Annotated in this window: 19 protein-coding genes and 1 tRNA gene; 15 read left to right on the forward strand and 5 right to left on the reverse strand. The window is 69.2% G+C overall.

Annotation, left to right across the window (positions count from 1 at the left end; translation table 11 throughout):
- Positions 1-46: 46 nt before the first annotated feature.
- A complete protein-coding gene (locus ACVFYP_RS11210) occupies positions 47-499 on the reverse strand; it encodes an Lrp/AsnC family transcriptional regulator (protein WP_499200258.1) in 453 nt (150 codons plus the stop codon).
- Between the two features lie 110 nt (positions 500-609).
- On the opposite strand from ACVFYP_RS11210, the gene ACVFYP_RS11215 reads away from it, so the two are divergent.
- The 4 genes from ACVFYP_RS11215 to ACVFYP_RS11230 all read left to right on the forward strand — a co-directional run bounded on the left by ACVFYP_RS11215 (position 610) and on the right by ACVFYP_RS11230 (position 7,372).
- Positions 610-4,017: an indolepyruvate ferredoxin oxidoreductase family protein gene (locus ACVFYP_RS11215; protein WP_499200259.1), complete on the forward strand. Its 3,408-nt coding sequence runs from the start codon at positions 610-612 to the stop codon at positions 4,015-4,017.
- 21 nt (positions 4,018-4,038) lie between these two features.
- Positions 4,039-5,193, forward strand: a complete 1,155-nt coding sequence (locus tag ACVFYP_RS11220; RefSeq protein ID WP_499200260.1) for an acyl-CoA dehydrogenase family protein — start codon at positions 4,039-4,041, stop codon at positions 5,191-5,193.
- A gap of 81 nt (positions 5,194-5,274) precedes the next feature.
- Entirely contained in the window at positions 5,275-6,675 is a 1,401-nt protein-coding gene (locus ACVFYP_RS11225; RefSeq protein ID WP_499200261.1) for a M20/M25/M40 family metallo-hydrolase, read from the forward strand.
- A gap of 124 nt (positions 6,676-6,799) precedes the next feature.
- Positions 6,800-7,372 (forward strand): EF-hand domain-containing protein, encoded by a 573-nt coding sequence (locus ACVFYP_RS11230; RefSeq protein ID WP_499200262.1) that lies wholly within the window; start codon positions 6,800-6,802, stop codon positions 7,370-7,372.
- A gap of 83 nt (positions 7,373-7,455) precedes the next feature.
- Here ACVFYP_RS11230 and ACVFYP_RS11235 read toward each other — a convergent pair.
- Positions 7,456-7,530, reverse strand: a tRNA-Val gene (locus ACVFYP_RS11235).
- Positions 7,531-7,619: 89 nt separating this feature from the next.
- Between ACVFYP_RS11235 and ACVFYP_RS11240 the strand changes: the two genes are divergently transcribed.
- Positions 7,620-8,414 carry a DUF3108 domain-containing protein gene (locus tag ACVFYP_RS11240; protein WP_499200263.1) on the forward strand — a complete coding sequence of 265 codons (795 nt, stop codon included), beginning with the start codon at positions 7,620-7,622 and terminating at the stop codon, positions 8,412-8,414.
- On the opposite strand, the gene ACVFYP_RS11245 is transcribed toward ACVFYP_RS11240, so the two are convergent.
- A complete protein-coding gene (locus tag ACVFYP_RS11245; RefSeq protein WP_499200264.1) occupies positions 8,388-9,038 on the reverse strand; it encodes an HAD family hydrolase in 651 nt (216 codons plus the stop codon). The genes ACVFYP_RS11240 and ACVFYP_RS11245 overlap by 27 nt on opposite strands.
- Positions 9,039-9,151: 113 nt before the next feature.
- On the opposite strand from ACVFYP_RS11245, the gene glmU reads away from it, so the two are divergent.
- The 6 genes from glmU (at position 9,152) to ACVFYP_RS11275 (ending at position 17,841) form a co-directional block, all read left to right on the forward strand.
- Complete coding sequence (glmU, locus tag ACVFYP_RS11250; protein WP_499200265.1) at positions 9,152-10,462, forward strand: bifunctional UDP-N-acetylglucosamine diphosphorylase/glucosamine-1-phosphate N-acetyltransferase GlmU; 1,311 nt, start codon at positions 9,152-9,154, stop codon at positions 10,460-10,462.
- Positions 10,462-12,285: a glutamine--fructose-6-phosphate transaminase (isomerizing) gene (gene glmS, locus ACVFYP_RS11255; RefSeq protein WP_499200266.1), complete on the forward strand. Its 1,824-nt coding sequence runs from the start codon at positions 10,462-10,464 to the stop codon at positions 12,283-12,285. Before glmU ends, glmS begins: the two co-directional genes overlap by 1 nt.
- Before the next feature lie 70 nt (positions 12,286-12,355).
- Positions 12,356-13,834 (forward strand): NADP-dependent succinate-semialdehyde dehydrogenase, encoded by a 1,479-nt coding sequence (gene gabD / locus ACVFYP_RS11260; protein ID WP_499200267.1) that lies wholly within the window; start codon positions 12,356-12,358, stop codon positions 13,832-13,834.
- Between the two features lie 5 nt (positions 13,835-13,839).
- The gene (gene gorA, locus ACVFYP_RS11265) at positions 13,840-15,228 is read left to right on the forward strand and encodes a glutathione-disulfide reductase (protein WP_499200268.1); all 1,389 of its coding nucleotides are present in this window, start codon (positions 13,840-13,842) and stop codon (positions 15,226-15,228) included.
- A 64-nt stretch (positions 15,229-15,292) separates the two neighbouring features.
- Positions 15,293-16,675 (forward strand): class II 3-deoxy-7-phosphoheptulonate synthase, encoded by a 1,383-nt coding sequence (locus tag ACVFYP_RS11270; protein ID WP_499200269.1) that lies wholly within the window; start codon positions 15,293-15,295, stop codon positions 16,673-16,675.
- Positions 16,676-16,680: 5 nt separating this feature from the next.
- Entirely contained in the window at positions 16,681-17,841 is a 1,161-nt protein-coding gene (locus ACVFYP_RS11275; protein WP_499200475.1) for a beta/alpha barrel domain-containing protein, read from the forward strand.
- Position 17,842: 1 nt separating this feature from the next.
- On the opposite strand, the gene ACVFYP_RS11280 is transcribed toward ACVFYP_RS11275, so the two are convergent.
- Positions 17,843-18,877, reverse strand: a complete 1,035-nt coding sequence (locus ACVFYP_RS11280) for a 2OG-Fe(II) oxygenase family protein (protein ID WP_499200270.1) — start codon at positions 18,875-18,877, stop codon at positions 17,843-17,845.
- A 55-nt stretch (positions 18,878-18,932) separates the two neighbouring features.
- On the opposite strand from ACVFYP_RS11280, the gene ACVFYP_RS11285 reads away from it, so the two are divergent.
- The 3 genes from ACVFYP_RS11285 to ACVFYP_RS11295 are packed head-to-tail and all read left to right on the forward strand — an operon-like array spanning position 18,933 to position 21,971.
- The gene (locus ACVFYP_RS11285; RefSeq protein WP_499200271.1) at positions 18,933-19,856 is read left to right on the forward strand and encodes a DMT family transporter; all 924 of its coding nucleotides are present in this window, start codon (positions 18,933-18,935) and stop codon (positions 19,854-19,856) included.
- 34 nt (positions 19,857-19,890) lie between these two features.
- Entirely contained in the window at positions 19,891-21,555 is a 1,665-nt protein-coding gene (locus tag ACVFYP_RS11290; RefSeq protein ID WP_499200272.1) for an NAD+ synthase, read from the forward strand.
- Positions 21,552-21,971: a hypothetical protein gene (locus ACVFYP_RS11295; RefSeq protein WP_499200273.1), complete on the forward strand. Its 420-nt coding sequence runs from the start codon at positions 21,552-21,554 to the stop codon at positions 21,969-21,971. The genes ACVFYP_RS11290 and ACVFYP_RS11295 overlap by 4 nt, the downstream gene beginning before the upstream one ends.
- Before the next feature lie 7 nt (positions 21,972-21,978).
- Here ACVFYP_RS11295 and ACVFYP_RS11300 read toward each other — a convergent pair whose 3' ends face one another.
- On the reverse strand, positions 21,979-22,377 hold the full coding sequence (locus ACVFYP_RS11300) for a hypothetical protein (protein ID WP_499200274.1): 399 nt from the start codon (positions 22,375-22,377) through the stop codon (positions 21,979-21,981).
- A 110-nt stretch (positions 22,378-22,487) separates the two neighbouring features.
- Between ACVFYP_RS11300 and gltX the strand changes: the two genes are divergently transcribed.
- A complete protein-coding gene (gene gltX / locus ACVFYP_RS11305) occupies positions 22,488-23,822 on the forward strand; it encodes a glutamate--tRNA ligase (protein WP_499200275.1) in 1,335 nt (444 codons plus the stop codon).
- The last annotated feature ends 4 nt before the right edge of the window (positions 23,823-23,826 follow it).

A 23,826-nucleotide genomic window follows, 5' to 3' on the forward strand; every position in this document is an offset into this window, starting at 1 on the left:
GCCGCTCGAACCGGTCTACGACCGGTTCACTGGCGTGCATTGCCCATCAAGGCATCGGCGACAATTCCTGCTTCAGGCAGCGCAGCGCGAAGCTGCTGCGGGTGTGGCGGATGCCGGGCAGGCGGTAGAGGCGGTCGCGCAGCAGGCGCTCATAGCCGACCGTACCGCCGACCGCCGCCTTGATCATGAAGTCGTATTCGCCGGTGACGAGGTGGCATTCCAGCACCTCCGGAATCGCCTGCACCGCTTCTTCGAAGCGGCGCAGGCTGTCCTCGTCATGGCGTTCCATCATCACCTCGATGAAGACCGTATCCGGCAGGCCCAGCGCGGCCTGGTCCAGGATGGCGGCGTAGCCGCGGATCACCCCGGCCTGTTCCAACCGTCGCACCCGGGTCCAGCAGGGGGAAGCGGAAAGCCCCACCTCTTCCGCCAACTCCGTATTGGTCAGCCGGCCCTTTCGGGCCAGGGCACGGAGGATTCGTTTGTCGATGGCGTCCATGGCGGCAGTTTCTGCCGTTTATTCGGCAGCGCACAACAGAATTCGGAAAAGCTCCCTTGTGCGATCGGTCCATCCTTTCCAAGGTCTGAACCTTCAACGGGGGAATGCGGATGGGCAGCCTGCAACGTCCCGAGGTTACGCTGGAGGATCGCTGGAACCTGGCCGGAGAGCCGGTGCTGCTCACCGGCATCCAGGCCCTGGTGCGGCTGCCGATGCTGCGGCGCGAAATCGACCTCGCCATGGGCTGGAACACCGCCGGCTTCATCAGCGGCTATCGCGGCTCCCCCCTCGGAGGCTACGACCTGGAACTGGGGCGGCAGGCGGCGCGGCTGAAGGACGCCCATACCGTCTTCCAGCCCGGGCTGAATGAGGAACTTGCAGCAACGGCCGTCTGGGGCACCCAGCAGGTCGGGCTGGCGCCCGGCGCCCGCTATGACGGCGTCTTCGGCATCTGGTACGGCAAGGGGCCGGGGCTCGACCGCAGCGGCGATGTGATGCGCCACGCCAATTCCGCCGGCACTGCGCCGCGTGGCGGTGTGCTGGCGCTGTCCGGCGATGATCCTGCCGCCAAATCCTCCACCGTCACCTCCGGCTGCGAATTCACTTTCCAGGATCTGGAGATCCCACTGCTGGATCCCGGCGAGGTGGCGGAGGTGCTGGAATTCGGACTGAAGGGCATCGCCCTGTCCCGCCATGCCGGCCTCTGGACCGGGCTGAAATGCGTGGCGGAGACCATGGATGCCAGCCAGACGCTGCGCATCGACCTCGCCCGCTATGCGACGCAGGAGCCCGGCGGTGTCACGCTGCCGGCCGATGGCCTCTCCATCCGTCTGCCCGACCCGGCGCTGATGCAGGAAAAGCGGCTGCGGCAATACAAGCTGCCGGCGGCGCTGGCCTTCGCGCGTGCCAATGGCTTCGACCGCATGGTCATGGACAGCCCGCAGGCGCGCCTCGGCATCGCCGTGCGCGGCAAGGCCTTCGCCACGCTGCGCCAGGTGCTGGCGGAATGCGGCATCACGGCGGAGATGGCGCGGCGGCACGGGCTGCGAGTCTGGAAGGTGGGCCTGGCCTGGCCGCTGGATGCCGAGGGCGCGCGCGCCTTCGGCCGGGGACTGGAGCAGATCCTGGTCATCGAGGACCGCCGCGCCTTCCTGGAAACCCAGCTGCGGGATGCGCTGTATGGCGTGGCGCAGCCGCCGCGCATCCTCGGCAAGCGCGACGAACAGGGCGCGCCGCTGCTGTCGGATCTCGCGGAGCTCGACAGCGCCCAAATCCTCCGTGCTTTGGCGCCCCGCCTGCCGGAGGAATTGCGCACGGAGGCCATGGCGGCCCGGCTGCGCGAATTGGAGGCGCTGGACCGCCAGACCACGGAGCCGCTTTCCGCCCGCGATCCCTTCTTCTGCCCTGGCTGCCCGCACAACACCTCGACCCGCCTGCCGGAGGGCTCGCAGGGCCTGGCCGGCATCGGCTGCCACTGGCTGGTCACCAAGATGCCGGAGCGGGACAGCCTGCCCTTCACCCAGATGGGCGGGGAAGGCGTGCCCTGGCTCGGCCAGATGGGCTTTACGGACACGCCGCATATTTTTGCGAATATCGGCGACGGCACCTGGGCGCATTCCGGCAGCCTGGCCCTGCGCGCGGTGGTCGCGGCCAAGGCGAATATGACGTTCAAGGTGCTGGTGAATTCCGCCGTCGCCATGACTGGCGGCCAGCATGTGGAGGGCGAATTCACCGTGCCCCGCATCGCCGCGCAGCTGCGCGCGGAGGGTGTGGAGCGGATCGAGATCGTGGCCGATGATCCCGACCGGCATCGCGGCGATCCCATGCTGCCAGCGGGCATTGGCTTCCATCACCGCAGTGAGCTGGATACCGTTCAGCGCAGCCTGCGCGAACAGCCCGGCGTCACCGCCCTGATCTATGACCAGGAATGCGCCACCGAACGCCGCCGCAAGCGCAAGCGCGGCACGGCGGCGCTGGCCGAGCGCCGCGCCGTCATCAATCCGCGGGTCTGCGAGGATTGCGGCGAATGCTCCCGCGTCTCCAATTGCATCGCGGTGGAGCCGCTGGCGACGCCCTGGGGCCGCAAGCGCCGCATCGACCAATCCGCCTGCAACCAGGACCTGTCCTGCGTCCAGGCCTTCTGCCCCTCCTTCGTCACGCTGGTCGGGGCGGAGCTGGCGCGGCCAAAGCCGGTGGCGGCGCCGGAGGCCGCGCTGCCCGATCCGGTGCCGCCGGCGCTGGTCGATGGCGTTGCCTGGAACGTGCTGGTGGCGGGCGTGGGCGGGCAGGGGGTGACGGCGCTGGGCGCCATCCTTGCCATGGCGGCGCATCTGGATGGGCGGCCGTCGCGCTCGGTCGATACGCTGGGTTTCGCGCAGAAGGGTGGCGGCGTCTTCGTGCAGCTGCGCATCGGCCAGGTCGGCGCGACGGAGGACAGCATCCCGGCGCCCCGGATTGGCGCCGGCCAGGCGGATCTGCTGCTGGCCTCCGACATGGTGGTGGCGCATGGGCGCAGCGCGCGGCCAATGCTGGGGCCGGGGCGGACGGCCGCCGTGGTGAATGCGGACCTGTCGCCCACCGCGCAATTCGTGCGGGACACCGCGACGCGCTACGCGCCGGAGGCGATGCTGGCCAATCTCGCCGCGGTGTGCCGCGATATGACGGCGCTGCCGGCGGCCACCGAGGTCATGGCGGAGCTGGGCGATGCTATCTTCCTAAACGTCTGGCTGCTGGGCCTCGCCTTCCAGCGCGGGTTGGTGCCGGTCAGCGAAACGGCGCTGCGCCAGGCGATCACGCTGAATGGGGCGCAGGTGGAGCGGAACCTCACCGCCTTCGCGCTGGGCCGGCAGGCGGCGCTGGCGGCGCGGGATGCGGGGCCGCCGGTGGCGGAAACGCTTGAGGATATGATCGCCCGCTGCGCGGCCGACCTCACCGACTATCAGAATGCCGCCTATGCGCGGCGCTACACCGATGTGGTGGCGCAGGTCCGGTCGGCGGAAGCCGCCCTGCTGCCGGGCGAGACGCGGCTTTCCAGCGCCGTGGCGCGGCAGCTGCACCGGCTGATGGCCTTCAAGGATGAATATGAGGTCGCGCGCCTGCACAGTCTGCCGGAATGGCGTGACATGCTGAAGGCGAGTTTCGCCGGCGCGCCACGCATCGAGATGAATCTCGCGCCGCCTTTGCTCTCTGCGGAGGACCCCAATACCGGCCTGCCGCGCAAGCGCCGCTTCGGGTCCTGGATGTTGCGCGCGATGGGGCTGTTGCGGCACGGCAAGGCACTGCGCTTTACGCCGCTCGACCCTTTCGGTCGCACGGAGGAACGGCGCATGGAGCGGGCGCTGATCGCCGAGTACCGCGACACGATCCTCGCGCTGCTGCCGCGCCTGACCGCCAGCAACCATGCGGTAATCTGCGAATGGGCGGAGGCGGCGGAAGGCATCAAGGGCTTCGGGCCGATCAAGGCGCGCAACCTGGCGCGGGTGCGCCAGCGCTGGCAGGAGATCGGCGCGGGCCTGTAGCCGCGTCGGGAGGAGACAGGAATGGCCGATGACCCGGCGCTGTTTGAATTGCCCGAGGCGACCCGGGCTCTGCGCGAGACGGCTCTCGCCTTCGCGCGCGATCGCCTCGCGCCGAATGCCCTGGAGTGGGACCAGCAGCGGCATTTTCCCGTGGATGTGCTGCGGGAAGCCGCCGGCCTCGGCATGGCCGCGCTCTATGTGCGGGAGGAAAGCGGTGGCGCCGGGCTGACGCGGCTGGATGCGGCGGTGGTGTTCGAGGCGCTGGCGACCGGCTGCCCTACCATTTCCGCCTTCCTGTCGATCCACAACATGGTCGCCTGGATGGTCGATCGCTACGGCACGCCGGCGCAACGAGAATCCTGGCTGCCGAGGCTGATCCCGATGCAGGCCATTGCCAGCTATTGCCTGACGGAACCTGACGCCGGCAGCGATGCGGCGGCGCTTGCCACCCGCGCGACGCGCGACAATGCGGGCTATGTGCTGGACGGGACAAAGCAGTTCATCAGCGGTGCCGGCAGTTCCGACCTCTATCTCACCATGGTGCGCACGGGTGGGCCTGGCGCCGGCGGCGTCTCCGCCCTGCTCGTGCCGCGGGAGATCGAGGGCCTGACCTTCGGTCCCAACGAGAAAAAAATGGGCTGGAACGCCCAGCCGACCCGCCAGGTGATTTTCAGCGGCGCCCACGTGCCGGCGGAGGCGCTGCTGGGGGCGGAGGGCGAGGGCTTTCGCATCGCCATGAGCGGGCTGGATGGCGGGCGGCTGAACATCGGCGCCTGCAGCCTGGGCGGCGCGCAGCGCGCGCTCGACATTGCGCTGGCCCATGTGCGGGAGCGACGCGCCTTCGGGCAGGCTGTCGCGAAATTCCAGGCGACTCAGTTCCAGCTGGCCGATATGGCGACGGAGTTGGAGGCCGCGCGCACCCTGCTGTGGCGGGCCTGCGCCAGGCTCGATGCCGGCGCGGCGGATGCGCCCGCCTTCTGCGCCATGTCCAAGCGCTTCGCCACCGATACGGGATCGCGCGTGGCGGATGAGGCGCTGCAATTGCTGGGCGGCTACGGCTATCTGGCGGAATACGGCGTCGAGAAGATTGTCCGGGACCTGCGCGTCCACCGTATCCTGGAAGGCACGAATGAGATCATGCGGGTGATCATCGCCAGGCATCTGCTGGGGCGCTGAGCAGCCCCCGCCGGCCGCAGGTTGGACAGCGCCGGGACGCTCCGTCATCTTGCCGCGCCTTTTGCAGTGGGAGCTTGATTCATGGCGACGCGGGACGGTGCGGTTGGACGCGCCCTGGCATTCTTCGATGAGGGTGGTTTTGAAGGAAGGCTGGCCGAGCTGGTCGCCATTCCCTCGACCTCCCAGGAGGAATCCGGCGCGCCGGGGCTGACGGCCTATCTGGAAACCGCGATGCGGCCCTGGCTGGAACGGCTGGGCTTCGCCATCACCATCTCGCCCAACCCGCTGCCCGGCTTCGGCCCGATCCTGACCGCCCAGCGCATTGAGGATCCGACGCGCCCGACCGTCCTGCTCTACGGGCATGGCGACACGGTGCGGGGGCTGGAGGATCAGTGGCGGGCCGGCCTGTCGCCCTGGAAGCTGACGCGCGAGGACGGCCGCTGGTACGGCCGCGGCACCGCCGACAACAAGGGTCAGCACGCCCTGAATCTGGCGGCGCTGGAGGCCGTGCTGGCGGAGCGCGGCGGCAAGCTCGGCGCCAACGTCAAGCTGGTGATCGAGATGGCGGAGGAACGCGGCTCCCGCGGCCTGCGGGAATTCGTGGCGGCCCATGCCAAGGAGCTGGCGGCCGATGCGCTGATCGCCTCGGACGGGCCGCGGGTGGAGCCGGGGGTGCCGACCATCGCCACCGGCACGCGCGGCACCTTCCACTTCGAGCTGGCGGTGAAGCTGCGGGAGGGTGGGGTCCATTCCGGCCATTGGGGCGGGCTGACCACCGATCCCGCCATTCGCCTGGCGCATGCGCTGTCCACCATCATGGACCGCGACGGCAAGATCCTGGTGCGCGGCTGGCTGCCGGCCGGTGGCGTGCCGGCGCCGGTGAAGAAGGTGCTGGAAGGCTGCCCGGTGGGCGGTGGTGATGGCGCGGCGACCATCGACGCGGATTGGGGGGAGCCCGGCCTGACCTCGGCCGAGAAGATCTACGGTTGGAACAGCTTCATCGTGCTCGCCATGCTCTCCGGCCGGCCGGAGAACCCGGTGAATGCGGTCGCCCCCGAAGCGCGCGCCTTCTGCCAGATCCGCTACACGGTGGACACCGAGCCGACGGTGTTCGAACCGGCGCTGCGCGCGCATCTGGATGCGCACCATCTGGAAGACGTGCAGATCCTGAACCCCGGCATCCGCATGCCCGCCAGCCGCACCGCCCCCGACCACCCCTGGGTGATCTGGGCGCAGGCCTCCATGGAAAAGACCCTGGGCAAGCGGGTGCAGATCATTCCGGCCAGTTCGGGTGGGCTGCCGGGCGATGTCTTCGTGGACCATCTCGGCGTGCCGCTTGTCTGGGTTCCGCACAGCTACAATGGCTGCAAGCAGCATGGGCCGGACGAGCACATGCTGATCTCCGCGGCGCGTGAGGGTATCGCGAGCTTCACGGGCATGTGGTGGGATCTGGGCGAGGCAGGCACGCCGCCCCGCGGCTGATCAAGGCGTGCTACGGCGTGTTACGCTTCCTCACGTGAAGATGGGCTCGCCGACACGCCCCCGTTGCATGGGGCACCCATCTTGATCCTGTAGCCGGCGCTTGGTCGGCGGTAGGAGAAGCAAGATGATGTCGAAGAGGATCGCCCTGTTTGCCGGTGCGGCCATGACCCTCGCGGCCGGTGCGCTGCCGGCCCTTGCGCAGCCTGGCCCGGGTGGCCCCCCTGGCGGACCGCCGCCCGCCCGCGGTTTCGCCATGGGTGAGGCCTTCGCCCGCGCCGATGCGAACAATGACGGCCGCGTCAGCCGGGATGAAGGCTGGGCCTGGTTGCAGGCTCGCTTCCAGGAAGTCGACGCCGACCGCGATGGCGGCGTGACCATCGAGGAGATGCAGGCCTATGCCCAGGCCCGCATGGGTCAGCGCAGCCAGCGTCGCGATGCGCAGCAGCACGGTGCCGGGATGTTCCGGGCGCTGGATGCGAATGCCGATGGCAAGGTAACGCTGGAGGAAATCCGCCCCTTCGCCGAGGCGATGTTCCGGGCGCGGGATGTGAACAGCGATGGCTTCCTGACACGCGAGGAAGTGCGCCCCCGTCATCGCGGTCCGCGTCCCGGCCAGCACCCGCATCGTGGCCCGGGTGAGAACCGTGGGCCCGCCGGTGAGCGCGGCGGCCCGCCGCCGGCCGCGCCGGCGAACTGAGCCGGCCGGAACAGCCATGAGGTGTCGGAGGGGCCTCGGCTCCTCCGGCGCATCATGACCACAATCTGAAGGAGTACCCGGGATGGTGGGCGCGACAGGGATTGAACCTGTGACCCTTCGCGTGTGAAGCGAATGCTCTACCGCTGAGCTACGCGCCCATCCCGGGAGCGCGGAATTAGATCGGGGTCGCCAGGGTGTCAAGCCGGCCGACCTTGGCAGAGCTCCCTCTCACTCCGATATGCCGGCCATGCGCATCATCCCTGCCGTGCTGTCAGGCTTCCTGGTCCTTCTTCCGCTGGCGGCCACGGCGCAGCCTGTCCGTGCCACCTACGACGTCTATGCCGCCGGCATGACCATCCTGCAGCTCGAGGCGGTCTTCGACATCACGCCGCGTGGCTATGAGGTGGAAACCCGGATGCGCACGCGCGGCGTCGCCTCCGCCTTTGTCCCGGGGGAACAGATGGCCCGGGCGGTCGGGGCCTGGCGCGGCGATCGGGCGACCCCGGCCAGCTTCCGGTCCGAGGGCACCTGGCGGGGCCGGCAGCGGGTGATCGTGCTGGGCTGGGAGGCGGGGAATCCGGTGGTCCAGGCTCTGGTTCCGCCGAATGACGAGGAACGTGAGCCGGTGCCGGAGGCCGACCGCCTCGGCACGATCGATTCCCTCTCCGCCATGGCGCTGCTCTCCCGTGCCGTTGCCATGACGGGAAGCTGCGAGGGTCAGGCACCGGTCTTCGACGGCCGCCGGCGCAGCGACTTCATCAGCCGCAATGTCGGGCAGGAGGTGATTCGCCCCTGGGGGGCCGCCTGGCATGGCCAGGCGCTCCGCTGCGGCTTCGAGGGGCGGATGGTCTCCGGCTTCATGCGGGACCAGCGTCGTGACCAGGCGGCGGCACCGCAACGCGGCACGGCCTGGATCGCGGCCCCGTATCCGGGCGCGCCGCCGATCCCGGTGCGGATCGAGATGGAAAGCCGCTGGTTCGGCAGCGCCACCGCCGTGCTGCTGACGGCGCAGGCTTCAACCGTGGCGCAACGCGGCCAATAGGCCGGGCAGGTCGGCAGGCCGCTCCGCGATCGGCGCGCCGCCGGCCATGGCGCGGGGGCCATAGCCCCAACCAGCGAAGATCGCCCGTACCCCGGCGCCTTGCGCCGCGGCCATGTCGTTGTGGTGGTCGCCGATCATCACCGCGCTTTCGGGCGTGCCGCCGGCGTCCCGCAGGGTGCCCAGAAGATGGCCTGGATCGGGTTTGCGGGTGGGATAGGTATCGCCGCCGCCTATCGTCGCGAAAGCCGATTCCAGGCCAAGTTCCCGCAGCAGCGTCACGGCGGGCACGACCGGCTTGTTGGTGCAGACTGCCAGCCGCCAGCCATCGGCGGCAAGGCTCGCCACGACCTGGCGGATGCCCTCGAAAGGGGCGGTCTCCATCACGGCATGGGCGCCGTAATCCAGCAGGAAGGCCTCCAGCGCCGCCTGGTCGAATTCTGCGCCGCGCGCGGCCAGGGCCTTTTCCACCAGCACCTTGGCGCCGTCGCCGATCATCGCCACGACCTCCGGCCGGGTGAAGCCGGGAAGGCCGCGCTGCGCCATCAGGCGGTCCAGCGAGGCGTGAAGGTCGGGCGCGCTGTCCACCAGCGTGCCATCCAGGTCAAAGACGGCGATCGGTTGCATGGCCCCCGATAAGCCGGGCCCGCGCGCCCCGCAAGCTGCCCTGGTTACGTCGCGCAATGCGAGTTGACCAAGGGCACCTTGCGGCGCGGCCGGCTGTCGGACTACCCGGAGGCATGAGCACAGCCGCCGTCATTCTTGCCGCAGGCCTCGGCACCCGCATGCGGTCCCGCCAGCCCAAAGCCCTGCACCCGATCGCCGCCCGGCCGATGCTGCGGCACATTCTGGCCGCGGCCACGGAGGTCTTCGACCGTGCCGTGGTGGTCATCGGCCCCGACATGCCGGAGTTGGAGCGCATCGCCGCGCCGCATCCTGTGGTGGCGCAGGTGGACCGGCTGGGCACCGGCCATGCCGCCTTGCAGGCGGCCTCGATGCTGGAGGATTTCGCGGGCGATGTGGCGGTGCTCTATGCCGACAATCCGCTGATCACGCCGGAGACACTGCGCCGGCTCGCCGCCGCGCGCGGCGAGGCCGGGTTGGCGCTGGTGGCGATGCGGCCGGCGGATCCGGGCCGATATGGCCGGGTGCTGACGGACGCGAATGGCGACGTGGCGCGCGTGGTCGAATGGGCCGATGCCAGCCCAGCCGAGCGCGAGGTCGGCCTCTGCAATGCCGGGGTGATCTGCGCACCCGCCGCAAAGCTGTTCGGCTGGCTGCGGGCGATCCGCAACGACAACGCCAAGGGCGAATACTACCTGACCGATGCGGTCGCCCTGGCCCGGCAGGACGGCCAGCGCGTGGTCGCCATCGAGGCGCCGGAGGCCGAGCTGCGCGGCATCAACAGTCGCGCCGAGCTGGCAGCGGCCGAGGCCTCGGTCCAGGCGCGGCTGCGGGCGGCGGCGATGGAAGGGGGGGCGACGCTGGTCCAGCCGGACAGCGTGACCTTCGCCTTCGACACGCGGCTCGGCCAGGATGTCACCATCGGCCCGAATGTCGTCTTTGGCCCCGGCGTGGTGGTGGAGGATGAGGTCGAGATCCGCGCCTTCAGCCATCTGGAAGGCTGCATCGTGCGCAATGGCGCGGTGATTGGCCCCTTTGCCCGGCTGCGGCCCGGCACGGTGGTGGAGCGCGCCGCGCATGTCGGCAATTTCGTGGAGCTGAAGGCGGCCGTGCTGGGGGAGGGAGCCAAGGCGAACCACCTCAGCTATCTGGGCGATGTCACCATCGGTGCGGGCGCGAATATCGGCGCCGGCACGATCACCTGCAATTATGATGGTGTGAACAAGCACCGGACCGAGATCGGCGCGGGAGCCTTCATCGGCTCCGACACCGCCCTGGTCGCGCCGGTGAGGGTCGGCGCGCGGGCGCTGGTCGCGGCCGGCAGCGTGATCACCGAGGATGTGCCGGACGATGCTCTGGCCATCGCGCGCGGCCGCCAGGCCAACAAGCCGGGACGCGGCTTTCGCGGCAAGGGAGTGAAAGCCTGATGTGCGGGATCGTCGGAGTCGTCGGGCGGGAAGCCGCCGCGCCGCGCTTGCTGGAGGCGCTGCGGCGCCTGGAATATCGCGGCTATGACAGCGCCGGCGTCGCGACGCTGGTGAATGGCCATATCGAGCGCCGCCGCGCCGAGGGGAAGCTGGTCAATCTGGCCCTCGTGCTGGATCAGATGCCGCTGCCCGGCACCACCGGAATCGGCCACACCCGCTGGGCGACTCATGGCGCCCCGGTGGAGCGCAACGCGCATCCACATGGCACGGCGCGCGTCAGCGTGGTGCATAACGGAATCATCGAGAACCATGCGGAACTGCGCCTGGAGCTGGAGGCGCAGGGCCAGGATTTCGAGACCGAGACCGATACCGAGACGTTCGCGCGATTGGTCGACTGGCATCTGCAACAGGGCGCGACGCCGGAGCAGGCAGCCTCCCGTTCCCTGAAGCGGGTGCATGGCGCCTTCGCCCTGGCGATGATGTTTGCCGGCCATCCGCGCAAGCTGATCGCGGCTCGGCAGGGCGCGCCTTTGGCCATCGGCTTTGGCGAGAACGAGATGTTCGTGGGCTCCGACGCCCTGGCCCTGGCGCCGATGACGCGGCGCATTGCCTATCTGGAGGAAGGCGACTGGGCGGTGGTCTCCGACACCGGCGCCGATTTCTTCGATGCCGAGGACCGTCCGGTGCAGCGCCAGGTGCGGCTGACCGCGATCTCCGGCGCCGCCGTCGGCAAGGGCAATTTCCGGCACTTCATGGAAAAGGAGCTGCATGAGCATCCGGCCGTGCTGGGTGACACCTTGCAGCAGTACCTCGACCCCGGCACCCGCGCCGTGGCCCTGCCGCCGCTGCCCTTCGACCCGGCGGTGGTGCCGCGGCTGACCATGTCCGCCTGCGGCAGCGCCTTCCTGGCGGCGCAGGTCGGCCGCTACTGGATCGAGCAATTGGCGCGCATTCCGGTGGATGCCGATGTGGCCAGTGAATTGCGCTATCGCGAGCCGCCCTTCGCCCCGGGCGGCGGCGCCATCCTCGTCTCCCAATCCGGCGAGACGGCGGACACCATGGCGGCGCTGCGGCTGCTGCAACAGGGCGGCCAGAAGGTGCTGTCCGTGGTGAACGTGCCGGAGAGCAGCATGGCGCGGGAGAGTGACGGCGCGCTGCTGACCGTGGCGGGGCCGGAGATCGGCGTCGCCTCGACCAAGGCCTTCACCGCCCAGCTCGCCTTGCTGGCCTGCCTGGCGATCGGCTTTGGCCGGGCGCGCGGCACATTGGACGAGGCGACGGCGCGGCTGCTGGCCAATACCCTGACCGAGGTGCCAGGCCATGCCGCCCTGATCCTGGAACAGGACGAGGAAATCCGCGCCATGGCGGCGGAGGTGGCGCAGGCGCGGGATGTGCTGTTCCTCGGCCGCGGTGCGCTGATGCCCATCGCCATGGAAGGCGCGCTGAAGCTGAAGGAACTCTCCTACATCCATGCGGAGGGCTATGCGGCCGGGGAGATGAAACACGGGCCGATCGCGCTGATCGACAAGGATGTGCCGGTGATCGCGCTCTGTCCCTCCGGCCCGCTGTTCGAGAAGACGGCCTCGAACCTCCAGGAAGCGGCGGCGCGGGGCGGGCGGATCATGGCCTTCACCGATGCGGTGGGCGCCAAGGCCCTGGGCCGTTTCGCCGAGAGGGTCATCGTGCTGCCGACGGTGCATCCCTTCGCCGCGCCGATCCTGCACGCGATCCCGGTGCAGGTGCTGGCCTATCACGTCGCGGTGCTCAAGGGCACGGATGTGGACCAGCCGCGCAACCTGGCGAAGAGCGTGACGGTGGAGTGAGGCACCCTCGATCCTGACATCGGCCCGGCGACGTCCTATCTTCGCCGGACCCGAGGGAAGGAATGCCGATATGCTGGATGTCACGGCCAAGCTGCCGCTGAAGGACCCGGAGCTGTTCCGCCAGGCCAATTGCATCAATGGCCAATGGGTCCAGGCCGATAGCGGCAAGACCATCGCCGTGCGTAACCCGGCGACGGGGGAGGTGATCGGCCAGGTCCCGGCCATGGGCGTGGCGGAAACCCGCCGCGCCATTGAGGCGGCGCAGGCCGCCTTCGCCGGCTGGCGCGCCATGCTGGCCAAGGACCGCGCGGCGATCCTGCGCAAGCTGAACGACCTGATGCTGGCCAATACCGACGACCTGGCCGCGATCATGACGGCCGAACAAGGCAAGCCGCTCACGGAATCCAAGGGCGAGATCGCCTATGCGGCCTCCTTCATCGAGTGGTTCGCTGAGGAAGCCAAGCGCATCTATGGCGACACCGTGCCGCAGAATGCAAAGGGCCGCCGCATCCTGGTGCTGAAGGAGCCGATCGGCGTCTTCGCTGCCATCACGCCCTGGAATTTCCCCGCCGCGATGATCACCCGCAAGGCGGGCCCCGGCTGGGCGGCGGGCTGCACCGGGGTGATCCGCCCGGCCTCCCAGACCCCGTTCAGCGCCCTGGCCCTGGCCGTGCTGGCGGAACGGGCGGGGATGCCGCCCGGCGTCTGCAACATCATCACCGGTCCGGCCGCGGAGACGGGCGGGGAGCTGACCTCTCACCCCGCCGTGCGAAAGCTGTCCTTCACCGGCTCCACCGAGGTTGGTCGCAAGCTGCTGGCGCAATGCGCGCCGACCATCAAGAAGACCTCGATGGAGCTGGGCGGCAATGCGCCCTTCATCGTCTTCGACGATGCCGACCTGGATGCGGCGGTGCAGGGCGCCATGGCGTCCAAGTACCGCAATACCGGCCAGACCTGCGTCTGCGCCAACCGCATCCTGGTGCAGGACGGGGTCTATGACGCCTTCGCCCAGAAGCTGAAGGCGGCGGTGGAGGGCTTGAAGGTGGGCGACGGCATGGAGCCGGGCGTCACCCAGGGCCCGCTGATCAATGCCGATGCGGTGGCCAAGGTCGAGGAACATATCGCCGACGCCACCGCCAAGGGCGCCCATATCCTGACCGGCGGCAAGCGCCACGCCCGCGGCGGCAATTTCTTCCAGCCCACCATCCTGACCGACGTGCCCCCCGGCGCCATGGTGTTCCGCGAGGAGACCTTCGGCCCCGTCGCCCCCCTGTTCCGCTTCAAGACGGAGGAGGAGGCGGTGGCACTCGCCAATGACAGCGAATTCGGCCTGGCCGCCTATTTCTACGCCCGCGACATCGGCCGCATCTTCCGGGTGGCGGAAGCCATCGAGGCCGGGATCATCGGCATCAATGAAGGCATCATCTCCACCGAAGTCGCGCCCTTCGGCGGCGTGAAGCAGAGCGGGCTGGGGCGCGAGGGTTCCAAATACGGCATCGAGGATTATCTTGAGATCAAGTATCTCGCCCTCGGTGGCATCGGGACCTGACCTCCATGGCCTATGATTTCGACTTCTTCGTCATTGGCGGCGGCTCGGGCGGCGTGCGCTCCGCCCGCATCGCCGCCGGCCATGGCGCCCGGGTGGGCGTGGCGGAGGAGCGGTTCTGGGGCGGCACCTGCGTCAATGTCGGCTGCGTGCCGAAGAAGATCATGGTGAACGCCACCGAATACGGCCAATGGGCGGAGGACGCCGCCGCCTTCGGCTGGGATGTCGAGATCAAGGGCCATGACTGGGCGAAGCTGGCGGAGGCGCGGGACCGGGAGGTGCAGCGCCTGTCCGGCATCTACGGCAAGCTGCTGGCCGGCAATGGCGTGACCACCTTCGACGCCCGCGCGACGCTGCTGGATGCGAACACCATCCAGGTCGGCGACCGCAAGGTGACGGCGGAGCGCATCCTGATCGCCACCGGCGGCACCGCCCAGAAGCTGGACATTCCGGGCGCCGAACTCGGGCTGATCTCCGACGACCTGTTCACCCTGAAGGCCCTGCCGAAGCGGGTGGTGGTGATCGGCGCCGGCTATATCGCGCTGGAATTCGCCTGCATCCTGCGCGGGCTGGGGGCGGAGGTGGATGTGATGTACCGCGCCTCCCTGCCGCTGCGCGGCTTCGATGACGACATCCGCGCCGAGCTGGTGGAGGCGCTGACCGCCCAGGGCATCAAGCTGAATCCGGATGTCTCCCCCACCCGCATCACGCGGGTGGACGGCCATCTGATGGTTGCCATGTCCAACAACTTCATGCGGGAGACGGATGCGGTCTTCTTCTGCACCGGCCGGTCCCCCAATACCAATGGCCTGGGGCTGGAGGCGGCCGGCGTTGCCACCAATGCCGCCGGCGCCGTGGTGGTGGACGAGGATCATCGCACCAGCCAGCCGAATATTTTCGCCCTGGGCGATGTGATCGACCGGATCAACCTGACGCCCATGGCCACCGCCACAGGCCATGCGCTGGCCGATACCCTGTTCGGCAACAAGCCGCGCCGAGCCTCCTATGACAATGTACCCACCGCGGTCTTCACCAACCCGCCGATTGGCACGGTGGGCCTTTCGGAAGGCGAGGCCGCGGCGCGTGGGCCGGTCGATGTCTATGTCACCCGCTTCACCCCCATGCGGCACACGATCAGCGGTCGAAAGGGGCGGCGGACGGTGATGAAGCTCATCGTCTGCCAGCGCACCGACAAGGTGCTGGGCGCCCATATGCTGGGCGAGGATGCGGCGGAGATCATGCAGGGCATCGGCATCGCCGTCGGCATGGGGGCCACCAAGGCGGATTTCGACCGCACCATCGGCATCCACCCCACGGCGGCCGAGGAATTCGTCACCCTGCGCACACGGGCGCGGGAGTCGGGGGTGCAGCCACCCCAGCAGGCGGCGGCCGAATAGGCCGGAGTTTCCCTAAGCGGCTCCTGACGCTAAGGTTACAGCCAGGAGTGGAGCACGGATCACAATGAATGCGCGCGCGTGGACCCCGGACAGCTGGAGGGCGATGCCCATCCGGCAGGTTCCGGACTATCCGAACCCGGGCCAACTGAAGGCCATCGAGGACAAGGTCCGCCGATTTCCGCCGCTCGTTTTTGCAGGTGAGGCTGATCGGCTGAAGGCCCAGCTGGCACGTGCGGGTGATGGCCACGCCTTCGTCCTTCAAGGGGGCGACTGTGCGGAGAGCTTCGCCGAATTCCACGGCAATACCATCCGGGACACCTTCCGGGTGCTCCTGCAGATGGCGGTGGTGCTGACCTTCGGCGCCGCAGTGCCGGTGGTGAAGCTCGGCCGCATGGCCGGGCAGTTCGCCAAGCCGCGCAGCAGCGACAGCGAGACGATCGATGGCGTGACCCTGCCATCCTATCGCGGGGATATTGTCAACGGCCCGGAATTCACCCCCGAGGCGCGGGTGCCTGATCCGTCCCGGATGGAATTCGCCTATCTGCAATCGGCGGCCACGCTGAACCTGCTGCGCGCCTTCGCGACCGGCGGCTATGCCGACCTGCACGAGGTGCATCGCTGGAACCTGGACTTCGCCGCCCGCAGCCCATTGGCCGACCGCTATGCCGGCCTGGCGCATCGGATCGACGAGACGCTGCGCTTCATGGGCGCCTGCGGCATGTCCGACCTGCCGCAGGTGCGGGAGACGGAGTTCTACACCTCCCACGAATCGCTGCTGCTACCCTTCGAGGAGGCGCTGACCCGCCAGCCCTCGACCCATCCGGGCAAGCATTATGCCTGTTCGGCCCACTTCCTGTGGATCGGCGACCGCACCCGGCAGCCGGATGGCGCCCATGTGGAGTTCCTGCGCGGGGTCGCCAACCCGATCGGCATGAAGGTCGGCCCCTCCATGGAGGCGGATGAGCTAGTTAGGCTGACCGAGATCCTGAACCCTACCAACGAGAAGGGCCGCCTGACCCTGATCGCCCGAATGGGGGCGGAAAAGGTCGAGGGCAAGCTGCCCGGTCTGCTTACCGCCGTGCAGCGCGCCGGCCGCAACGTGGTCTGGCTCTGTGACCCGATGCACGGCAACACCGTGAAGGCGGGCGACTACAAGACGCGCTCCTTCGACTCGATCCTGGCGGAAATCCGCCGCTTCTTCGACTGCCACGCGGCGGTGGGCACCATCCCGGGCGGCGTGCATGTCGAGATGACCGGCCAGAACGTCACCGAATGCATCGGCGGCGCGCATCGGATGACGGAAGCCGACCTGGCCGCCAACTACGCCACCTTCTGCGATCCGCGGCTGAACGCCGAGCAATCGCTGGAACTGGCCTTCCTGGTCTCGGAGGAGTTGAAGGCCCGACGTCCGGGCGGGGCCTTCATCCCCGCCAAGGCGGCCCAGTGACCGCCATGCCCCCCAAGGGCCGGTCCTTGCCGCCGGCGGTGGGGGATATCCCGGCCTGGACCGACAGCTATTTCAACCGCACCCGGGCGGTCGTCGAGAAATTCGGCGATTGCCGTGTGACCTATGCGGTGTTCCTGCGCCGCCCGGTCATCTCCGCACCGCGCCTGGCAACCGAATGGCTGGAGGCAGTGGCGGCCAGCCGGAACACCAGCTTCGAGGTGGAGTTGATGCATCGGGAGGGGGACTGGGTCGGCGCCGGCGATCCGATCTTCTACCTCTCGGGGTCCTTCGCGCAGCTTGCGGATCTGGAGACGATCCTGCTGCAGAAGCTGGGCCCGGCCTGTGTCGCGGCCCATAACGCCTATCAGATGTGTGTCGAACTGCCGCAGGTCCCCTTCCTGGCCATGGAGGCCCGGCACTGCGCCGGTGCCGAGATGCAGGAGATGATGGCCTATGCCGCCGCCATCGGCAGCGTAGCGGCGCAGCGGGAGGGTGCGAAGGGCTTCATCGGCAATGCCAATGACGCCACGGCCCATTGGTTCGGCGCCGCCCGTGGGCGCGGCACGATGCCGCATGCGCTGATCGGCTATGCAGGCTCCACGGTCCGCGCGGCGGAGATGTTCCACGAGACCTTCCCGTCCGAGGACCTGACCGTTCTGGTCGATTACTTTGGGCGGGAGGTGACGGACAGCCTGGCGGTCTGCCAGCGCTTCCCCGAACTTGCTGCGGCCGGGCGGATGGCAGTGCGGCTCGACACCCATGGCGGCCGCTTTCTGGAGGGGCTCGATCCGGGCGAATCCTATGCCGTGCTGGAACGTCATGCGCCGCAGGCGGTCCGCCGCTACCGCAGCGAGACGGAACTGCGCCACCTGGTCGGCACCGGTGTTTCGGCGGCGGCCATCTGGCGGATCAGGGAAGCGCTGGACGAGGCTGGGTTTCCGAAGGTCCGCATCGTTGCGTCGTCCGGCTTCGGGGTCGGCAAGTGCCGCGTGATGTCGGAGGCCAAGGCGCCGATCGATGTGGTCGGCACCGGCTCCTTCATCCCAGATGTCTGGAGCGAGACCTACGCCACCGCGGATATCGTCGCCTATGACGGCGCGCCGCGGGTGAAGGTCGGGCGCGAATTCCTGCTGCGGAATGGGATGCGGCGGCGCGGTCCCGGCTAAGCTACCGCATCTCCACGCCCTTCTGCCCGCGGGCGGCGGCCTCCGCCATCAGCCGCCGCTCCTGCTGGGCGCCTTCCGCATCGGTGAAGAAGGTGAAGATGGCGAAGCGCTGGCCCTCGGTCACGGACAGCGCCTCGTGCAGCAGGTCGCAGCAGAAGATGGCGCAGCCGCCGGCCTCGGGCTCGTACTCCTCCGTGCCGAATTCCGGGAAGCGCAGCCGTCCGCCACGATAGGCGCCGCTGTTCAGGTTCAGGCTCATGGCGAAGCGGCGATGCGCCGTGAAGGGCGTGCGGTTGTCGCGATGCGCGCCGAAGGCGCCGGCCACCTCCGCCGCATAGCAGCCGATGCGTGGAGCCTCGAAGCTGGCGGCGCGGAAATGGAAGGCGCGCCACATCTCCGGCAGCACGCGGCGTTCCAGCCGGCGCTGGAAGGTGGCGTAGAGGTTCCGGTCATCGAGGAAGACATCCGTCCGGCGCTTGATATTCGCCACCTTGCCCACCCCGGCGCCGCCGGCCGAGGAGGCAACGCGGTCCTGCGATTTCTCGCCCTTTTCCCAATGCGCCAGCAGCGCGGCGATCAGCGCCGGCTCCAGCACGCCGGGGATCAGCAGCACCGGCGCCGCCTGGCGCCGCAACTCGGGTGTGGCAGGTTCGGGCAATATGGCGAGGCCGGCCCGCAGCGCCGCATCCCCGGCCTGGACGAAGGCCAGCCGCCCGCGCGGTGAGATCACGGCGACGCCGCCTTCCGGCAGGCCCAGCCCTTTGAACAGCTTTCGCGCAGGGTCGAACAGGCGTTGCGGCCCGTCCGCCGAATGGGTGCCATCGGGCCTCTGGTCGGAAATCAGGATGATGCATGCCGCGTGGTCCGCCGCCTGCTGCACCGCGGCCTTCGGCACGCTGGGCGCGCTGCCCAGCACCAGAACCCGGTGCAGCCCGGCGATGGTCTGCTGGTTCAGGTCGAACAGCGCCCCGGCCGCATCCGGCAGGGACAGGGCCGGCAGCAGGTCACCGGGCAGGAAGGGATCGGGGGTGGCCATGGCGGGTCCTTCCGTCAGGTGGGCAAAGGCTCGGATCACCATTAGACTGAAGCTGATGCCCGGCGAAACGCCTCCCCCCTCCGCCGAGCCCGGCGCTGCCGCCCTGCGCGAGCGGCGCATCGGTTTTGCATGTGCCTTCGCGGTGCTGTTCGTCTGGGCGGGGTTCCTGCTCTCCTCCCGGCTCTCGGCCAGCCAGGCGCTGACGCCTTGGGATGTGGCGATGCTGCGCTATGGGGGCGCCTTCCTGGCGGCAGTGCCGCTGGTGGCGGTGCTGGGCCGGCCGAGGCTGCCGCCTCTGCGACTGCTGCCGATCCTGGCCTCGGCCTCCTTCGGCTTCCCGATCCTCGCCTATCACGGCTTCACCCTGGCGCCCGCGGCGCATGGCGGGGTGATGCTGCCGGGGACGCTGCCTTTCCTGACCGCCGCCCTCGGCGCCGCCTTCCTCGGCGAGGCCTGGACCCGACGGCGAGTCGCCTCCCTGCTCGTTGTGGCGGCGGGCATCGGCCTTCTGGCCAGCGACACCTTCGGCACCCATCCCGGCGCCTGGCGCGGCGACGTGCTGTTCCTGGCCGGCTCCTGCTGCTGGGCCGTCTATACGCTGCTGATCCGCCTCTGGGGCATCGGCGCGATGCAGGCGACGCTGTCCATCGCGCTCTGGTCCGCGCCCATCTACCTGCCGGTCTGGTGGTTCCTGCTGCCATCGAGCATGGGCACGGCCAGTACGGGCGCGGTGCTCTATCAGCTCGCCTATCAGGGCATTGGCGCGACGATCCTGGCCGGGCTGCTGTTCACCCGCGCGGTCACGGCCCTCGGCGCGCCGACCACCACCACCATCACCGCTTTGGTGCCGGGCATGGCGGCATTGGCGGCCTGGCCGCTGCTGGCGGAGCCGTTGGGGCTGATCGGCTTCCTCGGCGTCGGGCTGGTTTCGGCCGGCATGATCCTGATGGTGGTCCGCTTCCCGGAACGGGCGCGTTGACCCTGTGTGGGGCCGTCCCTAGGTTCCCCGGATCATGACAAACCGCCTCCGCATCGCCCTCGCCCAGATCAACCCGCATGAGGGCGCGCTCGACGCCAATGCGGACCGCATCCGCCGGGCCAGGGCGGAGGCCGCCAATGCTGGCGCCGATCTCCTCATCACGCCTGAATTCTCCATCGCCGGCTATCCGCCGGAGGACCTCGTGCTCAAGCCGGCCTTCGTCGAGGCCTGCATGCAGAGGATCGAGGCGCTGGCGGCGGAGACCGCCGATGGCGGGCCGGGCGTGGTTGTAGGCGGCCCCTGGCGCGATGGCGACCGGCTGCACAACGCCCTGTTCCTGCTGGAAGGCGGTCGCATCCTCGCCCGGCGCGCCAAGCACGAGCTGCCGAATTACGGCGTCTTCGACGACAAGCGCGTCTTCATCGCCGGTCCCGCGCCCGGCCCGGTGGCCTTCCGCGGCGTCCGGCTCGGCCTGATGATCTGCGAGGATTGGTGGTTTCCCGCGGTCAGTGAGACGCTGCTGGAAAGCGGCGCGGAGATGCTCATCAGCATCAACGGCTCGCCCTTCGAGGCCGAGAAGCAGGACACCCGCGTGCAGCTCGCCGTGGCGCGGGTGGTGGAAACGGGGCTGCCCTTCGTCTTCCTGAACCAGATCTGCGGCCAGGATGAGTTGGTCTTCGAGGGCGCGTCCTTCGTCCTCAACGCCGATCGCAGCCTCGCCCTGCAGATGCCGATGTTCGAGGAGCAGGTGGCGATCACCGACTGGTCGCGCGGGCCGGAGGGCTGGGCCTGTGCGCCGCAGCCGATCCCACCCGCCATGCCGCGGCTGGAGCAGATCTACCGGGCGATGATGCTCGGCCTGCGCGACTACGTGAACAAGAATGGCTTCCCCGGTGTGGTGCTGGGCCTGTCAGGCGGCATCGACAGCGCCTTGTCCGCCGCCGTCGCCGCCGATGCGCTGGGGCCGGACCGGGTGCGGGCGGTGATGATGCCCTCGCCCTATACCTCCCGCGACAGCCTGGACGATGCGGAGGGCTGCGCGCAGTTGCTCGGCATCCGCTACGAAAGCATCCCGATCGGCGCGGCGATGCAGGCCATGCAGGGCATGCTGGCGCCGGCCTTCGGCAACCGCCCCGCCGACACCACCGAGGAAAACCTGCAATCCCGCCTGCGCGGCGTGACGCTGATGGCGCTGTCCAACAAGTTCGGCGACATGCTGCTGACCACCGGCAACAAATCCGAGATGAGCACCGGCTACGCCACGCTCTATGGCGACATGTGCGGTGGCTATTCGGTGCTGAAGGACGTCTGGAAGATGACGGTCTTCGCCCTGTCGCGCTGGCGGAACGAGAATGTGCCGCAGGGCGCCCTGGGGCCGGACGGGGCGGTGATGCCGGAGCGGGTCATCACCAAGCCGCCCTCGGCGGAACTCAAGCCCGACCAGACCGATCAGGACACGCTGCCACCCTATGAGGTGCTGGACGCGATCCTGGAGGGGCTGGTGGAGCGGGAGATGGATGTGGATGCGCTGGTGGCCCAGGGGCATGACCGCGCCACGGTGCTGCGCATCTGGCGCATGCTGGACCGCGCCGAATACAAGCGCCGCCAGGCGCCACCCGGGGTGAAGATCACCCCCCGTGCCTTCGGCCGCGACCGTCGCTACCCCCTGACCAACGGCTTTTCGGGATTGATCGCATGAGCGGGTCGGATGAGGGCGAGGAGGATCCTATCTTCGCCGAACAGGTGCTTGGCCAGGTGGAGGGGCTGGAGGTCCGCATCATGGACCTCTCCGGTGCCAATGGCGCAGAGCCGGTGGAGGTGGTGCGCGGCTTCGGCACCATCGCCCATGCCAATGCCTTCGCCCGCCGCTATGTGCGGGACTCGGTCGATATCTGCCGGGGTTCCGGCATGGACGCCAAGGCGGTGATGGCGGCCTGGGGCACCTTCGGCGAGGATGCCGAGGTGGATGGCGCCGGCGACGACGCCTGGCGCAGCGCCACCGAACTGGCCGATTTCGCCGCTCGCCCGGCGGCGGATGCCGAGGAGCGCAACTGGCGCATCATCGACCCGCGCCGGGACGAGGATGATGGCGAGGAGGAGGAGGGCGAGGAGTAGCCGGCGGCTACTTCGTCCCACCCCAGCCTGGCGCCGGGGCATAGACCGGGGCGGGCTCGTAATAGCCCGGCGGCGGCGCATAGGACGGTGCGTAATAGGCCGGCGGCGGATAGGCCGGCGCGTAATAAACCCGCGGCGGCGGCGCGTAATAGACCCGAGGCGGGGGCGGCGGGTAGTAGACGACCGGCGGCGGTGCATAGATCACCGCAGGCGGCGCCAGGGCCGCACCCAGCAGCGCGCCGACGCCAAGCCCCAGCAGGGCGCCACCGACCACGGCGCCGCCGTTATTATAGTGGTAGCCGCCGCCGTGATGGCCCCGGTAGCGCCAATCGGCATGCGCCGCCGGCGCCGCCATGGCACCCAAGGCGAGAACGCCGGCAAAGATCGCGGTACGAAGCCTGGGCATCGAAAGTCTCCTTACCGACCAACATTAGCACCCCAAGCATGACCGGAATGCGGCGAATTGTATCCGGCGCCTTGCTTTGCGCGGCCTTTTGACGTTCCTCTGCCCGCCTCATGAAAGTTCGCTTCGCCCCGTCCCCCACCGGCCTGCTGCATGTCGGCAATGCCCGTATCGCCATCGCCAACTGGTGCCTCGCCCGGCACCGGGGCGGTCGCTTCCTCCTGCGCCTCGATGACACCGATACCGAGCGCTCCCGCCCCGAATACGCCCAGGCGATCGAGGAGGATCTGCGCTGGCTCGGCCTCGACTGGGACGAATTCGCCCGGCAGTCGGACCGGATCGCCGCCTATGACGCGGCGGCGGCACGGCTGAAGGCCTCCGGCCACCTCTACCCCTGCCTGGAGACGGAGGAGGAACTGGCCTTCAAGCGCGAACAGCGCATCCGCCAGGGCAAGCCGCCGCTCTACGATCGCGCCGCGCTGCGCATGACGGAAGACCAGCTCGCCCGTGCCATCGCCAATGGCAAGACGCCGCATTGGCGCTTCAAGCTCTCGGGCGGCCATGTGGAGTGGCAGGACGGCGTGCTGGGCAAGCGCAGCGTCAAGCTGCCGAGCCTGTCCGACCCGGTGCTGATCCGCGCCGATGGCAGCTATCTCTATACCTTCACCTCGGTGGTGGATGACCTGGAGATGGGGATCACCGACATCGTCCGGGGCGAGGACCATGTCACCAATACCGGCATCCAGCTCGATATCTTCGCCGCCCTCGGCGGGGATCCGCGGAAGATCCGCTTCGCCCATCTGCCGCTGCTGACCGATGCCGATGGCGGGCCACTGTCCAAGCGCACCGGCAGTGTCGGGCTGCGGCAGCTTCGGCGCGATGGGGTGGAGCCAGCGGCGCTGGTTGGCTACCTGGCCGCCCTCGGCACCTCCGCCGATCCGGTGCCGGCCATGCCGGCCGATCTGGTGCCCGGCTTCGATCTCGGCCGCGTCTCCAAATCCGCGGCGCGCTTCGACACGAAGCAGATGCTGGCGCTGAACCGCCGATGGCTGCACGGCCTGAGCTTCGACGCGGTGCGGGACTGGCTGCCGGAGGGGGCGGGGGAGAATTTTTGGTTGGCGGTGCGCGGCAACCTTGATCTGTTGCGCGAAGCTCGCGACTGGTGGGAGGTTACTTCGGGTGGTATAGTTCCGCAGGGCGATCCCGCCGATGCCGAGCTTCTGCGTCTGGCCGCGGATTCACTGCCCGAGGAGCCGTGGGATGAGGCCACCTGGCCGGCCTGGACATCCGAGCTGTCGACGCGCAGTGGCCACAAGGGCCGCACGCTGTACCTGCCGTTGCGTCGCGCCCTGACGGGCGAGGACCACGGCCCGGACCTCAAGGTCTTCCTCCCATTGATCGGCCGGGAACGGGCGCTGAAGCGCCTGCTTCAGGCCGCCGCAGGCTGAAGTG

Source organism: Roseomonas sp. F4 (assembly GCF_053891155.1).

Bases quoted from the DNA above. Each gene is read 5' to 3' on its own strand.
- ACVFYP_RS11230 (WP_499200262.1), top strand. From the start codon at position 6,800: ATGATGTCGAAGAGGATCGCCCTGTTTGCCGGTGCGGCCATGACCCTC.
- ACVFYP_RS11240 (WP_499200263.1), top strand. From the start codon at position 7,620: ATGCGCATCATCCCTGCCGTGCTGTCAGGCTTCCTGGTCCTTCTTCCG.
- ACVFYP_RS11270 (WP_499200269.1), top strand. From the start codon at position 15,293: ATGAATGCGCGCGCGTGGACCCCGGACAGCTGGAGGGCGATGCCCATC.
- ACVFYP_RS11280 (WP_499200270.1), bottom strand. From the start codon at position 18,877: ATGGCCACCCCCGATCCCTTCCTGCCCGGTGACCTGCTGCCGGCCCTG.
- gltX (WP_499200275.1), top strand. From the start codon at position 22,488: ATGAAAGTTCGCTTCGCCCCGTCCCCCACCGGCCTGCTGCATGTCGGC.
- ACVFYP_RS11290 (WP_499200272.1), top strand. From the start codon at position 19,891: ATGACAAACCGCCTCCGCATCGCCCTCGCCCAGATCAACCCGCATGAG.
- ACVFYP_RS11300 (WP_499200274.1), bottom strand. From the start codon at position 22,377: ATGCCCAGGCTTCGTACCGCGATCTTTGCCGGCGTTCTCGCCTTGGGT.
- ACVFYP_RS11225 (WP_499200261.1), top strand. From the start codon at position 5,275: ATGGCGACGCGGGACGGTGCGGTTGGACGCGCCCTGGCATTCTTCGAT.
- ACVFYP_RS11275 (WP_499200475.1), top strand. From the start codon at position 16,681: ATGCCCCCCAAGGGCCGGTCCTTGCCGCCGGCGGTGGGGGATATCCCG.
- ACVFYP_RS11245 (WP_499200264.1), bottom strand. From the start codon at position 9,038: ATGCAACCGATCGCCGTCTTTGACCTGGATGGCACGCTGGTGGACAGC.
- gorA (WP_499200268.1), top strand. From the start codon at position 13,840: ATGGCCTATGATTTCGACTTCTTCGTCATTGGCGGCGGCTCGGGCGGC.
- ACVFYP_RS11295 (WP_499200273.1), top strand. From the start codon at position 21,552: ATGAGCGGGTCGGATGAGGGCGAGGAGGATCCTATCTTCGCCGAACAG.
- glmS (WP_499200266.1), top strand. From the start codon at position 10,462: ATGTGCGGGATCGTCGGAGTCGTCGGGCGGGAAGCCGCCGCGCCGCGC.
- ACVFYP_RS11215 (WP_499200259.1), top strand. From the start codon at position 610: ATGGGCAGCCTGCAACGTCCCGAGGTTACGCTGGAGGATCGCTGGAAC.
- glmU (WP_499200265.1), top strand. From the start codon at position 9,152: ATGAGCACAGCCGCCGTCATTCTTGCCGCAGGCCTCGGCACCCGCATG.
- gabD (WP_499200267.1), top strand. From the start codon at position 12,356: ATGCTGGATGTCACGGCCAAGCTGCCGCTGAAGGACCCGGAGCTGTTC.
- ACVFYP_RS11220 (WP_499200260.1), top strand. From the start codon at position 4,039: ATGGCCGATGACCCGGCGCTGTTTGAATTGCCCGAGGCGACCCGGGCT.
- ACVFYP_RS11285 (WP_499200271.1), top strand. From the start codon at position 18,933: ATGCCCGGCGAAACGCCTCCCCCCTCCGCCGAGCCCGGCGCTGCCGCC.
- ACVFYP_RS11210 (WP_499200258.1), bottom strand. From the start codon at position 499: ATGGACGCCATCGACAAACGAATCCTCCGTGCCCTGGCCCGAAAGGGC.